Origin of the sequence: Actinomadura opuntiae (genome assembly GCF_030283205.1) — a bacterium.
Taxonomy (GTDB): Bacteria; Actinomycetota; Actinomycetes; order Streptosporangiales; family Streptosporangiaceae; genus Spirillospora.
On record NZ_JASNWF010000013.1, the window covers coordinates 1 to 13,305 of the forward strand.

The 13,305-nt window shown below is 72.5% G+C and carries 13 protein-coding genes; 8 read left to right on the top strand and 5 right to left on the bottom strand.

Annotation, left to right across the window (positions count from 1 at the left end):
• The 4 genes from sucB to lipB all read left to right on the top strand — a co-directional run.
• Nucleotides 1-863: 2-oxoglutarate dehydrogenase, E2 component, dihydrolipoamide succinyltransferase (gene sucB, locus QP089_RS26835; protein WP_285915004.1), on the top strand; the 863-nt coding region annotated here is incomplete at its 5' end.
• A gap of 147 nt (nucleotides 864-1,010) precedes the next feature.
• The gene (locus QP089_RS26840; RefSeq protein WP_285915005.1) at nucleotides 1,011-1,898 is read left to right on the top strand and encodes a TIGR01777 family oxidoreductase; all 888 of its coding nucleotides are present in this window, start codon (nucleotides 1,011-1,013) and stop codon (nucleotides 1,896-1,898) included.
• Between the two features lie 179 nt (nucleotides 1,899-2,077).
• Nucleotides 2,078-2,815 (top strand): Type 1 glutamine amidotransferase-like domain-containing protein, encoded by a 738-nt coding sequence (locus tag QP089_RS26845; RefSeq protein ID WP_285915007.1) that lies wholly within the window; start codon nucleotides 2,078-2,080, stop codon nucleotides 2,813-2,815.
• A 61-nt stretch (nucleotides 2,816-2,876) separates the two neighbouring features.
• Nucleotides 2,877-3,599, top strand: coding sequence for a lipoyl(octanoyl) transferase LipB (gene lipB / locus QP089_RS26850; RefSeq protein ID WP_446474092.1), 723 nt, complete (start codon nucleotides 2,877-2,879; stop codon nucleotides 3,597-3,599).
• Nucleotides 3,600-3,608: 9 nt separating this feature from the next.
• Here lipB and QP089_RS26855 read toward each other — a convergent pair whose 3' ends face one another.
• Nucleotides 3,609-4,106 (bottom strand): YfbM family protein, encoded by a 498-nt coding sequence (locus QP089_RS26855; RefSeq protein WP_285915009.1) that lies wholly within the window; start codon nucleotides 4,104-4,106, stop codon nucleotides 3,609-3,611.
• Nucleotides 4,107-4,328: 222 nt separating this feature from the next.
• Between QP089_RS26855 and lipA the strand changes: the two genes are divergently transcribed.
• Nucleotides 4,329-5,258 carry a lipoyl synthase gene (gene lipA / locus QP089_RS26860; protein WP_285915010.1) on the top strand — a complete coding sequence of 310 codons (930 nt, stop codon included), beginning with the start codon at nucleotides 4,329-4,331 and terminating at the stop codon, nucleotides 5,256-5,258.
• Nucleotides 5,259-5,476: 218 nt separating this feature from the next.
• The gene (locus QP089_RS26865; RefSeq protein ID WP_285915011.1) at nucleotides 5,477-6,172 is read left to right on the top strand and encodes a DUF4191 domain-containing protein; all 696 of its coding nucleotides are present in this window, start codon (nucleotides 5,477-5,479) and stop codon (nucleotides 6,170-6,172) included.
• A 48-nt stretch (nucleotides 6,173-6,220) separates the two neighbouring features.
• Here the strand turns inward: QP089_RS26865 and QP089_RS26870 are convergent, their stop codons facing one another.
• Nucleotides 6,221-6,706 (bottom strand): RDD family protein, encoded by a 486-nt coding sequence (locus tag QP089_RS26870; RefSeq protein WP_285915012.1) that lies wholly within the window; start codon nucleotides 6,704-6,706, stop codon nucleotides 6,221-6,223.
• 189 nt (nucleotides 6,707-6,895) lie between these two features.
• Here QP089_RS26870 and glnA point away from each other — a divergent pair, with 189 nt between their 5' ends.
• Complete coding sequence (glnA, locus tag QP089_RS26875) at nucleotides 6,896-8,320, top strand: type I glutamate--ammonia ligase (protein ID WP_285915013.1); 1,425 nt, start codon at nucleotides 6,896-6,898, stop codon at nucleotides 8,318-8,320.
• 69 nt (nucleotides 8,321-8,389) lie between these two features.
• Here the strand turns inward: glnA and QP089_RS26880 are convergent, their stop codons facing one another.
• Nucleotides 8,390-9,220, bottom strand: a complete 831-nt coding sequence (locus QP089_RS26880; RefSeq protein WP_285915014.1) for an NAD(P)H-binding protein — start codon at nucleotides 9,218-9,220, stop codon at nucleotides 8,390-8,392.
• A gap of 87 nt (nucleotides 9,221-9,307) precedes the next feature.
• Here QP089_RS26880 and QP089_RS26885 point away from each other — a divergent pair, with 87 nt between their 5' ends.
• A complete protein-coding gene (locus QP089_RS26885) occupies nucleotides 9,308-9,880 on the top strand; it encodes a TetR/AcrR family transcriptional regulator (RefSeq protein WP_285915015.1) in 573 nt (190 codons plus the stop codon).
• Nucleotides 9,881-10,594: 714 nt separating this feature from the next.
• Here the strand turns inward: QP089_RS26885 and QP089_RS26890 are convergent.
• The gene (locus QP089_RS26890) at nucleotides 10,595-11,836 is read right to left on the bottom strand and encodes a helix-turn-helix domain-containing protein (RefSeq protein ID WP_285915016.1); all 1,242 of its coding nucleotides are present in this window, start codon (nucleotides 11,834-11,836) and stop codon (nucleotides 10,595-10,597) included.
• Between the two features lie 32 nt (nucleotides 11,837-11,868).
• A complete protein-coding gene (locus QP089_RS26895; protein ID WP_285915018.1) occupies nucleotides 11,869-13,227 on the bottom strand; it encodes a carboxypeptidase regulatory-like domain-containing protein in 1,359 nt (452 codons plus the stop codon).
• Nucleotides 13,228-13,305 lie beyond the last annotated feature (78 nt).

A 13,305-nucleotide genomic window follows, 5' to 3' on the forward strand; every position in this document is an offset into this window, starting at 1 on the left:
AGGCCGCCCGCCAGCAGGCGCAGCAGGCCCCGGCCGCCCCGGCGCAGGCCCCGGCCGCGCCCGCCGCCGCTGCGGCCCGTCCGGCGGGGCGGCACGCCGCCCCCGCGCCCGAGGGCGCGCCCGCCGAGCAGCTCGCGCTGCGCGGCCGGACCGAGAAGATGTCGCGGATCCGGCAGACGATCGCCCGCCGCATGGTGGAGTCGCTGCAGGTGTCGGCGCAGCTGACCACCGTGGTCGAGGTGGACGTCACCAAGATCGCGCGGCTGCGGGAGCAGGCCAAGGCCGACTTCCAGGCCCGCGAGGGCGTCAAGCTGTCGTTCCTGCCGTTCTTCGCGCTCGCCACGGTCGAGGCGCTCAAGGCGCACCCGAAGGTCAACGCCGTCATCGACAGCGAGACCAACGAGGTGACCTACCACGACGTGGAGAACCTCGGCATCGCCGTCGACGTGCCCGAGCGCGGCCTGATGGTCCCGGTCGTGCACAACGCCGGGCAGCTGAACCTGGGCGGCCTGGCGCAGCGGATCGCCGACCTGGCCGAGCGCACCCGCACCAACAAGGTGAGCCCGGACGAGCTGGCCGGCGGCACGTTCACGCTGACCAACACCGGCAGCCGCGGCGCGCTGTTCGACACCCCGATCCTCAACCAGCCGCAGGTCGGCATGCTCGGCACCGGCGCCGTCGTCAAGCGCCCCGCCGTCATCGACGACCCCGACCTCGGCGAGGTCATCGCGGTGAGGTCGATGGCCTACCTGGCGCTGACCTACGACCACCGGCTGATCGACGGCGCGGACGCCGCCCGCTTCCTCGGCACCATCAAGCACCGCCTGGAGGAGGGCAACTTCGAGGCCGACCTCGGCCTCTGACCCGTCCTCTCCCCCGGGACCCCGCCGCCCCCCGCGGGCGGCGGGGTCCCGCGCGTCTCCGGGGAACCCCGGGAACGTCCCGGCGGAAACCCGGGACCGCGGTGAGAGTCTCACCGTCCGCCGGTGCCGTCCCCGTAGGGTGGGGACATGAGGGTGACCGTGACGGGCTCGTCGGGCCTGATCGGATCGGCGCTGGTGCGGGCGCTGCGGGAGGACGGCCACGAGGTCGTCCGGCTGGTGCGCCGCGAGCCGTCGGCGCCCGACGAGGCGCGCTGGTCCCCCGCCGACGGCTGCGTCGAGGCGGCCGCGCTGGAGGGCGCCGACGCCGTCGTGCACCTGGCCGGCGCGGGCGTCGGCGACCGGCCGTGGACGAAGGCGTACAAGCGCCGGATCCGCGACAGCCGGCTCGACGGCACCCGGACGCTCGCGGAGGCGATCGCCGCCGCGGACCGCCGCCCGCCGGTGCTGGTGTGCGGGTCGGCGATCGGCTTCTACGGCGACACCGGCGACCGGGAGACCGACGAGAAGTCCCCGATGGGCGGCGGGTTCCTCGCCGCGCTGGTGCGGGACTGGGAGGCCGCCGCCGCGCCGGCCCGCGAGGCCGGGGTCCGGGTCGTGCACCCGCGCACCGGCGTGGTGCTGGCCCGCGGCGGCGGGATCGTCGGGCGGACGCTGCCGCTGTTCCGGCTCGGGCTCGGCGGCCGGCTCGGCGACGGGTCGCAGTGGACGAGCTGGATCGCGCTCGCCGACGAGGTCGCGGCCCTGCGGTTCCTGATCGGCCACGAGGTGTCGGGGCCGGTGAACCTGACCGCGCCGAACCCGGTGACCAACGCCGAGTACACCGCGGCGCTGGGCCGGGCGCTGCACCGCCCGGCGCGGCTGGCGGTCCCGAGGGCGGTGCTGCGGGCCGCGCTGCGCGACTTCGCCGACGAGGGCCCGCTGGTCAGCCAGCGGGTTCTGCCGCGGCGGCTGGAGCACGCCGGGTTCCGGTTCCGGTACCCGGACGTCGACTCGGCGCTGGCCGCCGTCCTGTAGCGGCCGTCCTGTAGCGGCCGTCCTGTAGCGGCCGTCCTGTAGCGGCCGTCCTGTAACCGCCGTTCGGGGCGCCTCCGTACCGGGCTCGGCAGCGCGAGACCAAGATTCGCTAAAGTCGCGGCCGATCGCAGGCGGCGGCCCTACGGTGACATCGAAGGGCTTGCCGACGAGGAGGGCGAATGAGCACCGACGGACAGCCGCACATCCTCGCCATCGGCGGGGGCACGTTCGTCCCGGACGGCCGGGAGGGCATCGCGCCGAGCCCGCTGATGCGCTACGCGCTGGACCTGACCGGGCAGGACCGCCCGCGGATGTGCTTCCTGACGACCGCGGTGGGCGACGGCGCCGAGTACGTCGCGCGCTTCTACGCCGGGTTCTCCCAGCTGGACGCCGAGATCAGCCACCTGTCGCTGTTCCCGATGCCGAACGTCGCCGACATGCGCGCGCACCTGCTCACCCAGGACCTGGTCTACGTGTCCGGCGGCAGCGTCGCCAACCTGCTGGCGCTGTGGCGGCTGCACGGCCTCGACGAGATCATGCGGGAGGCGTGGCAGGAGGGCGTGGTGCTGTCGGGGCAGAGCGCGGGCGCGCTGTGCTGGCACGCAGGCGGCAACACCGACTCCTTCGGCCCGCAGCTGCGGCCGCTGACCGACGGGCTCGGCTTCCTGCCGTACTCGTGCGGCGTGCACTACGACAGCGACCCGCAGCGCCGCCCGCTGCTGCAGCAGCTCGTCGGCGAGGGCACGCTGCCCGGCGGGTACGCGGCGGACGAGTCGGTCGGCCTGCACTACGTCGGCACCGAATTCGTCCAGGCCGTGTCGTACCGGCAGGACGCGGGCGCCTACCGGGTCGAGCCGGACGGTCCGGGCACCGCGAAGGAGACGCGGATCGAGCCGCGCCTGCTCGCCTCGCTCTGACGCGCGCCCTGATGGACCGATCGCCGGGCGACGTAGGCTGGCGGACGTGAGTGATCTGGACGTGCGGGGGGCCGCACCCGAGACGCCCCCCGAGCAGGCGCCGGCGACCGACCGGCTGGTCATCGTCCACGCGGGGTTCGGGACCGCGGCCGTCCCCTACCTCGACGGCTGGGAGCTGCAGAAGCGCACCCACGCGCTGCGCGCCGACGACGTGATCCCCGACACCGTGCTGCTGATGGAGCACCAGCCGGTGTACACCGCGGGCAAGCGGACCGGGGCGCTCGACCGCCCCTTCGGCGACCCCGGCGCGCCGGTCGTGGACGTCGACCGCGGCGGCAAGATCACCTGGCATGGTCCGGGGCAGCTGACCGGCTACCCGATCGTGCGGCTGCCCGACCCGCCGGACGTCGTCTCCTACGTCCGGCTGCTGGAGCGGATGATGATGGCGGTGTGCGCCGAGTTCGGCCTGGAGACCGCCACCGTCGAGGGGCGCAGCGGGCTGTGGGTGCCCGGCACCCCCGACCGCAAGATCGGCTCGATCGGGATCCGGGTGGCGCGCGGCGTGGCGATGCACGGGTTCATGCTGAACTGCGACAACGACATGGGCTGGTTCGACAAGATCGTGCCGTGCGGGATCCGGGACGCGGAGTCCACCAACCTCAGCCGCGAGGTCGGCCGGGACGTCACCGTCGCCGAGGTCACGCCGCTGGTGGAGCGGCACCTCGCCGAGGCGCTCGGCGGGCGGCGGACCTTCCACCGGACGACGGCGCAGCTCGGCGTCTGACCGAACGGTTCAGCCGGTCGGGAACATCAGCTTGTAGACGGCCTGGCCCTGGTCGGCCGCGGTCTGGAAGAACGCGGTGACGCCTTCGTAGGCGGGCTTCAGGACGCGGTCGCGGGCCGCGGGGTCCATCCGGGCCGCGTCCTGCACCCCGGCCCGGGCCATGGCCGCCGGATCGAACCGCGCCGCGACGGCGCCGAACGGCGTCGCGGCCAGATGGTCGGCGGCGGGCTTCACCCGGTCGGGCGCCAGGTAGATCACGTCCATGCCGAGCTCGTCGGCGCCGTCCTCGGTGAGCAGCCGGCCGCCGCACACCACGTCCGCCTCCGGCTGGCGGCCCTCCCACGGGTCGCCGGTCACCAGGTAGTGCAGCGCCTGCCAGGCGCCGCCGACGTCCAGCGGCGCGACGGGGACGCGGCGCCGCCAGTCCGGCTCGCCGAACACGCGGCGGGCGATCCGGGCGGGATCCGGCTCACCCTCCAGCACCGGCGGCACCCTGAGGTACGACATTGCCAGACCCACTGCGGTCCTCCATGCGAACGCGGTTGCGTGACGACAGGGAGTCACCCTAGAGAGAAGCGCCGGTGGTCATGGGCCGAAACACGCGAATCGACGGCGCGGACCCGGTAACGTCACGCTTTCGAGATCGCCTCGATACCGCGTCGAGCCCACCGCTCGCGGGCCGCGCCGGCCCGATGTGCCGTCGCGCTGATCGCGACGTAACCTGAACGGGTGACGACGGTGACACCAGAGGGGCGCAAGCTCCTGCGCGTAGAGGCCCGCAACAGCCAGACCCCGATCGAGCGCAAGCCCGAGTGGATCAAGACGCGGCTGAAGATGGGCCCGCAGTACCGGGAGCTCATCGGCCTGGTGAAGTCCGAGGGCCTGCACACGGTGTGCCAGGAGGCGGGCTGCCCCAACATCTTCGAATGCTGGGAGGACCGCGAGGCCACCTTCCTCATCGGCGGCGACCAGTGCACCCGCCGCTGCGACTTCTGCCAGATCGACACCGGCAAGCCCGCCGCGTTCGACCGGGACGAGCCGCGCCGCGTCGCCGAGTCCGTCGCGACGATGGGGCTGAAGTACGCGACCGTCACCGGCGTCGCCCGCGACGACCTGGAGGACGGCGGCGCCTGGCTGTACGCCGAGACCGTCCGGCAGATCCACGCCGCCGTCCCCGGCTGCGGCGTCGAGCTCCTGATCCCCGACTTCAACGCCGTCCCCGAGCAGCTCGCCGAGGTGTTCTCCGCCCGTCCCGAGGTGCTGGCGCACAACGTCGAGACCGTGCCGCGGATCTTCAAGCGGATCCGGCCCGGGTTCCGCTACGAGCGCTCCCTCGAGGTGATCACCAGGGCCCGCGAGGACGGCCTGGTCACCAAGTCCAACCTGATCCTCGGCATGGGCGAGACCCGCGAGGAGGTCTCGGCGGCGCTGCGCGACCTGCACGCGGCGGGCTGCGAGCTGATCACCATCACCCAGTACCTCCGGCCGAGCCCCCGCCACCACCCGGTGGAGCGCTGGGTGAAGCCCGAGGAGTTCGTCGAGCTGAACGCCGAGGCCGAGGAGATCGGCTTCGCGGGCGTCATGTCCGGGCCGCTCGTGCGGTCCAGCTACCGCGCCGGACGCCTCTACAAGCAGGCGATCGAGGCCCGGCAGGCCTGATTCCGCGTACCGGCGACTCCGGCCCGCACGCGAGCGCGTGACCTGAGCCCGGAGCGAGCCGGAGGCGAGCTCCGGGCGAAGATCGCGAAGCGATGCCGCGCTCGCCGCTGCAGCGATCGGCCTGCGAGCCGCCAGGCGAGCAGGTCGAGTCGCGGAAGCGATCAATACAGCGGGGACGGGTGGTCGGCCGGGGGTCCCGGCCGACTATCCTTGGGTTCATGTCGAAAACGCCCGCGGACGGGGGCCAGGAGCGTCCGGGCCGCCTCAAGCAGATCCGCATGGTCGCCCAGGTGCTCCGCCAGGCCGACCCGAAGGCCCTTCCGATCGTCGCCGCGTCGGCGCTCGGCACCCTGATCGTCGTCGTCGTGATCGGGCTGGTGATCGGCCGGCTGTGGATCTTCGTCCCGCTGGGCGTCCTGGCCGCCGCCGCCGTCGGCATGATCGTCTTCGGTCAGCTGGCGCAGCGCGCGCAGTACAAGGTGATCGCCGGGCAGCCCGGCGCGGCCGCCGCGGTGCTGAAGAACATGCGCGGCGACTGGACGGTCACCGAGGCCGTCGCCGGCAACCGCAACCTCGACATGGTGCACCGCGTCGTGGGCCGTCCCGGCGTCATCCTCGTGTCGGAGGGCCCGCGCAACCGGGTCGGGCAGCTGCTCGGCGCGGAGAAGCGGCGCATCTCCCGCGCCGCGCAGCAGGTGCCGATCTACGACGTGCAGGTCGGCGACGACGAGGACCAGATCCCCGTCGGCAAGCTGCAGCGGCACCTGATGAAGCTGCCCCGCAACCTCACCAAGGCGCAGGTCGGGGAGCTGAACGACCGGCTCCAGGCGCTGCCCCGCTCCATGCAGATGCCGAAGGGCCCGATCCCGAAGGGCGCCAAGATGCCCAAGGGCCCCAAGCCCAAGATGCGGTAGCGGCGGAACGGAAGAGCGCCCCCTCGGGGGCGCTTTTTGTTCGTCCGGTCAGATGTTCACGACGGCGGTGTTGGACGCGCGGTCGTGCATGCCGCGGTAGTCGCGGTCCCAGATCAGCGCGGGCAGGATCAGCAGCAGCAGGGCCGTCCGGGCGAACCCCATGAGGAACCCGACGGGCCGCCCGTCCAGCCGCGCGACCCGGATGCCGCACAGCCGCTTGCCGGCGGTGGTGCCGAGCGTGGCGGTCAGCACCCACGCCTGGATCCCGAAGACGGCCAGCGTCGCCAGGCTGCGCTGCGGCGCCGACCAGTCGAGGCTGCGCGCCACCAGGCTCGCGACCAGCATCGACAGCCCCCAGTCCAGGAACAGCGCGACCAGCCGGCGGCCGTAGGACGCGATGGCCCCGCTCCCGCTCTCCGGCAGCCCGAGCCGCTCGCCCGGGCGGCCGAGGTCGGCGCCGGCCGAGCGCGCCCCGCCGAGCCACGTCTGCGTCCACCGCGGCCCCGCGGCCTGCTGCTCTTTACCACCGCTCATGGCCTCTACGCTATCCCGTCCCCCGCCGGGTTCCGACCGGGCTCCCCTGGGGAGGGAGACCCGTGGAGCAGGACGGCCGGCGCCGCGTCCCCCCGCGCCGCGTAACACAGCCGAAACATATGGGACACGGCCGGGAAACGGCCCCGCCGTAACCTGCGAGATGCCCAAAAAGCGCACCGAGGAGGCTGGATGTTCAGCAGCGCCGAAGAGGTCCTGAGCTATCTCCAGAACGAGGACGTCAAGTTCGTCGACTGTCGGTTCGTCGACCTGCCGGGCAAGATGCAGCACTTCACGTTCCCCGTCGAGAACTTCGGCGAGAGCGTCTTCACCGACGGGCTGATGTTCGACGGGTCGTCGGTGCGCGGGTTCCAGGAGATCCACGAGTCGGACATGCTCCTGCTGCCGGACCCGTCCACCGCCGTCGTCGACCCGTTCCGCCAGCACAAGACCCTCGTGCTGAACTTCTTCGTGCACGACCCGCTGACGGGCGAGCCCTACAGCCGCGACCCGCGCAACATCGCCCGCAAGGCCCAGGACTACCTGCGCGGCACCGGCATCGCCGACACGGTCTACTGCGGCCCCGAGGCCGAGTTCTACATCTTCGACGACGTCCGCTTCGAGACCAAGCAGAACGCGGGCTACTACTTCCTCGACTCGATCGAGGGCGCGTGGAACACCGGGCGCGAGGAGGCGGGCGGCAACCTCGGCGCCAAGCCCCCGTACAAGGGCGGCTACTTCCCCGTCCCGCCGATGGACCACTACACCGACCTGCGGTCGGAGATGGTCTCCCAGCTCATCGAGTGCGGCATCGCCGTGGAGATGCAGCACCACGAGGTCGGCACCGCGGGCCAGGCGGAGATCGACTTCCGCTTCGACACGCTCCTGAAGACCGCCGACAACCTGATGCTCTACAAGTACATCGTCAAGAGCGTCGCCCGGTCCGCCGGCAAGAGCGTCACCTTCATGCCCAAGCCGATCTTCGGTGACAACGGGTCGGGCATGCACGTCCACCAGTCGCTGTGGAAGGACGGCGCGCCGCTGTTCTACGACGAGGTCGGCTACGCGGGCCTGTCGGACACCGCGCGGCACTACATCGGCGGCCTGCTCCGGCACGCCCCGTCCCTGCTGGCCTTCACCAACCCGACGGTGAACAGCTACCACCGGCTCGTGCCCGGCTTCGAGGCGCCGGTCAACCTGGTCTACTCGCAGCGCAACCGCTCGGCGTGCATCCGGGTCCCGATCACCGGCTCGAACCCGAAGGCCAAGCGCATCGAGTTCCGCGTCCCCGACCCGTCCTGCAACCCCTACCTCGCCTTCTCGGCGATGCTGATGGCGGGCCTGGACGGCATCAAGAACAAGATCGAGCCGCCGGAGCCGGTCGACAAGGACCTCTACGAGCTGCCGCCCGAGGAGGCCCGCGCCATCCCGCAGGTCCCGGGCACGCTTCCCGCGGTCCTGGAGGCCCTGGAGGCCGACCACGACTACCTGCTCGAGGGCGGGGTGTTCACCCCGGACCTCATCGAGACCTACATCGCGATGAAGAACGAGTTCGAGATCGACCCGATCCGCCTGCGCCCCCACCCGCACGAGTTCGAGCTGTACTACGACGTCTGATTGGCGTTCCGGAAGGCCCGCGAGTCACCCCTCGCGGGCCTTTCGCGTTCCCGAGGGCCGGGACGCGGGTCAGGTGAAGGACGCGGCGTGCGCGGTGGCCCACTGCGCGAAGGTCCGGGTGTCGCGGCCGGTGACGTCGCGGACGGTGGTGGTGACGACCGATTCGTCCAGCGACCCGGCGACGTAGAAGTCGAAGAAGGCGTCCACGTACTTCTCCGGCATGTTCTGCAGCATCTCCGCGCGTGCCTCGTCGTCCGGCACGGACTCCAGCCGCAGGTCGCGGCCGAGAACCTCGCCGAGGATCCGCAGCCGGTCGGCGGGGCGCAGCGGCTCCGGGCCGGTCACCCGGTGCACGCGGCCCCGGTGGCCGTCCCGCAGCAGCGAGGCCGCCACGACCGCCCCGATGTCGGCCGGGTCGATCACCGCGATCGGCACCCCGGCGAACGGCGCGCGCACCACGTCACCGGCCTTGAGCTGCGGGATCCACTCGAACGTGTTGGACATGAACCCGCTCGGCCGCACGATCGTCCAGGCGAGCCCGGACTCGCGGACGGCCGTCTCCGACTCGATCATGTAGCGGCTGACCGCGTTGCTCATGTCCCCCGACTCCGCCGACGAGCCCGACAGCAGCACCACGTGCTCGACCCCGGCCCGTCCCGCCTCGGCCAGCAGGTCGGCCGTCCCCTCGTAGCCGGGCAGCAGGAACAGCCCCCGGACGTCCCGCAGGGCGGGCGCGAGCGTCTCCGGCTTGTTCAGGTCGCCGGTGACGTACTCGACGCCGTCGAGTGCGTCCGCCGGGGCACCGCCCCGGACCAGCGCCCGCACGGGTTCCCCCGCCGCCGCGAGCGCGGCCGCCGCTTCCCGTCCGACATTGCCCGTCGCACCCGTCACGAGGATCACCGAAGACTCCCTTCGCTTTGTTAGGGAACGTTCCCTAACAAAGCGGTACAGTAGAGGCATGCGTCGGGATCGGCAAGGGGTCCGGTGATGCGCCGCAGCGCCGCCGAGACACGCGAGCACCTCCTCGAGGTCGCCCACGACCTGTTCTACTGGCAGGGCATCAAGGGCGTCGGCGTGGACAAGATCGCCGCCACCGCGGGCGTCGCGCCGACGACGCTCTACCGGCTGTTCGCGTCCAAGGACGACCTGATCACCGCCTACGTCACCCGCGCGGACGGCCTGTACAGGGAGTGGTTCGACGCCACCGCCAGCGACGAGGGCCGCCCCGCCCGGGACCGGATCCTCGCCCTGTTCGACGCGCAGACCGAGCAGATCCAGCCCGACCGCTGCCGGGGCTGCCCGTTCCTCATGGCACTCGCCGAGATCCCCGACTCCGCCCATCCCGCCCACCAGGCCGCCGCCGGGACGAAACGGTGGGTCCGCTCCCGCTTCGCCGACCTCGCCTCGGCCGCCGGCGCCACCGCCCCCGACACCGTCGCGGACCAGTTGGCGCTGGCCTTCGAGGGCGCCTACGCCTCCGTCCAGGCCCTCGGCACCGACGGCCCGGCCCGCCACGCCCGCCGCCTGGCCGAACTCATCCTCAACGCCGCGTCCGCCTAGGTGGTCCGAGTGGTTCGGGTCCACTTGTAGTACTTGTCGGCGACGTTGGCATAGGTGATGTGGGACGAGTTGCAGCCGCTCAGAAAGACGGCGTTGTTGTAGGTCTGCCAGTCCGTGGTGAGGCAGGTGCCGGTGGCGCGGTCCGGTGGGCGAGACGAACCACGGCACGCCGCCCACGCCCGGTTTCACCCGCACGCTGTCGCCGACGCGCCCGGACAGGAACACCCTCAGCAACGGCGGCGTCCCGTCGTAGCACTTCTCCGTGCTCCAGCCGGCCCGCGTCAAGGCCGCGGCCAACCGGTCCAGGTGCCCGGCGTCCTGATCCGTCATGCGTCGCGCCAGGTAATGGTGTCCGAGTCGCGGCATTGCCTCGGCCACCAGGCCGAGGTCCACGTAGACGGAGCGGCCGAGCGGGCAGAGCGCCACCCGCCGCACCCGCCCCCACGTCCCCGGCGGCGCCCCGGCCAGCCCCTCGCGGACGTGCCGCCGCGCCACCTCACGGTCATCGGTCACCCCACCCGGCCTGCCGTCCGCGAACACCTCCCATGTGAATAGGACTGGCGGTTTCTGAAGTGCCGGCGTACCCATCACTGCCCTCCTGAAGTCGGTTACGGAGAGCGTTGATGTCGAGCCACAGAGTGATGGGCGCGCCGCGCGTCCGGTGCGCAAGGGGTGCGAAGTGCGCCCCGCGAGCGCGGGGGCTGCCCGCGCCCGTCAGACCGGCAGGCCGAGGAGGCGGGCGAACGTGTGGGCGCGGCGGTCGATCATCGGACCGCCGTGGTCGACGGCGTCGGACGCGATCTGCCGGGCTTGCGGCGAATAGTGCACGGAGTCGTTGCACACCGGGTAGGCGCGTTCCAGCCAGTCGAGGGCGGCGGAGTGGTCGCGGCGCTGGTGGTAGGCGCGGGCCGTCTCCACCATCAGCCGCGCGCGCCGCTCACGGCTCGGGACGGTGTCCGGGTCGATCCGCTGCGCGTGGTCGCGCGCACTGGACGCCCTGGAGAGGTCCGCCTGGATCGACACGGCGTGCACGGCGACGTTGGACGGGCCGAACTGCGTCCACGGGTGGTGGTAGCCGTCCGGGAGGCGCTCGGCGGTCGCCCGTCCCTCGTCGAGGTAGCGGAGGGCGTCGCCCTCACGGCCGTCACGGGCGCTGGTCATCGCGGCGTGCAGTTGGAGCGCGCCGTACATGGCACGGAGTTCGACGGGGCCGTCCTCCAGGCGGGGCCGCAGCAGGCCGGCGCCCTCGTTGACCAGATCGAGCGCGCCGTCGAGGTCGCCCATGGACCGCTGGACGATCGCCATAGTCCAGGCGGCACCGGCGAGGGTGATCGGCCGGTCGGCCTCGTGGGCGGCGGTCACGCTCCGGTCGGCGACGACCCAGATCAGCTCCGGTTCGGCGGCCCACACGACCTCGTGCTGGACGAGCGCGTAGACGTCGGAGAGCACGGCGTTGGCGGCCCGGCGCTTCTCGCCCTCGGCGACGCGCGCGGCGACGCGGGCGTCCCTGACCAGCGCGGGAAGGATCCGTCCCACGTCGGTGCGGTGGGTGGGCGAGCCGTGCCACAGCCGCCAGGCCTGCTCGACGCGCCCGGCGAGCGCCGCGACGTCCACGCGGGCGTCGGGGCGGGTGAGCAGCGGCGCGCGGACGGCGTCGCGGACGGCGGGGATCGCCTCGTGCGGGATGCGCGCGAACGACGACATCGGGATGGTCGCCGCGCCGCCGAGGTCCATGTCGGTGCCCGCGAGGAGCGCCACGTCGCCGACACCGAGCGCCTCGGCGAGCCTGACCAGCGTGGGCAGGCGCGGCGGGAGGCGGCGTCCGGTCTCGATGCCCTTGAGCCAGGACGCGGACTTGCCGACCAGCCCGGCCAGCGTCGGCCTGCTCAGCCCCCTGCGTTCGCGCAGCACCTGAATACGCTCACCGGTCCGCCGCCCACCCAGATCGTCAAGCATGGCCCGCCGCCTTTCGAGGGTTCTTGTTCAGGTTAGGCGGGGTGGGCGCCGTGGACGGGGGTCTCCAGGACGAAGTCCTGGCGGTGGGTGCGGCCGGCGGTGAGCAGGACGCGGGCGACGGCCGGCGTGTGGGCGCGGGCCAGGAGGAGGACGGTGACGAAGTCCTCCGGGAGGCCCGCGGCGGCGTAGCGGCCCTCGTCGTCGGTGCGGGTGCGCATGAGCTGGTGGCCGCCGGTGGCGAGGACGGTGACCAGGGCGTCGGCGACGGGGTCGCCGGAGGCGGTGCGGACGGTGCCGACGAGGCCGGGGACCACGTCGCCGAAGTGCTCGTGGTGGGCGGGGCTGACGGCGTGCGGGACGGGGACCTCGAAGGTGGGGTCCTCGACCAGTTCCTCCTCGGCGGTGGCGCCGGGCTCGGCCTGAGCGGCCTTGCGGTGCTGGAGGTAGGCGCCGAAGCCGACGAGCGCGAAGCCGGCGGCGACCCAGGCGCACAGGACGAGGGTGGGCCGCAGCAGTCCTTCGTTGCCGAAGTAGAACAGGCCGTGCAGGGCGTCCAGCAGGTTGCCGAGGGGCATGACGGGGTGCAGGGCGCGGAAGAACCCGGGGACGAGCTGGTACGGGATGGCGCCGCCGCTGGACGGGATCGACAGCAGCACGAACAGCGTGATGGCGACGCCGGGGATGAACTGGCGGACGAACGGCACCAGCCCGTAGGCGAACTGCGCGACCGCCTGGGTGATCAGGAAGCCGTAGACGATGGCGACGGGTTTGTTGGGGACGACGTCCATGGCGAGCGCGATGTAGAAGCCGACGACGGCCATGAAGGCGCCCATGGCGGCGAGGGTGAGAACCTTGGCGCCGCGGCTGAGGGTGACGGCGCGCATCAGCATCATGACGGCGATGTAGGGCGCGATGTTCCAGGCCATGGACAGGTAGAACAGGCCGGTGCCGGTGACGTCGCCCTTGGCGGTGGGGACGAGTTCGACGCTGCGGACGCTCTGCCCGCCCTGCTGGGCCACGGCGGTGAAGGTGCTGGTGGCGGCCTGTTCGAGGAAGGTGCCGTCGGCCTTGGCGACGTAGAGGGTGGCGCGGGCGGGTCCTTCGACGGCGTAGGCGGCGACGACCTGCCGGGTGAGGATCTTCTTGCGCGCGGCGGAGGCGTCCTTGACGGGGACGACCTCGAACGCGCCGGGCGCCTTCCGGTCGAGCGCCGGGCCGAGCCTGGCCGCGACGGCCGGCGGGGACACCGCGACCCGCACGTCGTGCGGCGACGGGGAGTGGAACGGCAGCATGTAGCAGAACAGGAAGCCGAAGAAGAACAGCAGCGGGAACCACAGGCTTCCGGCCAGCGACATGGCCAGGCCGGGCTCCTCCTCGCGGTCGTCGGTCACGCTCGGGGACCTTTCTGGACGCAACGGGTTCCACCAGGGCGAAGCAGGGGCGCCGCGCTGGCATCATGTGCCGGGAGA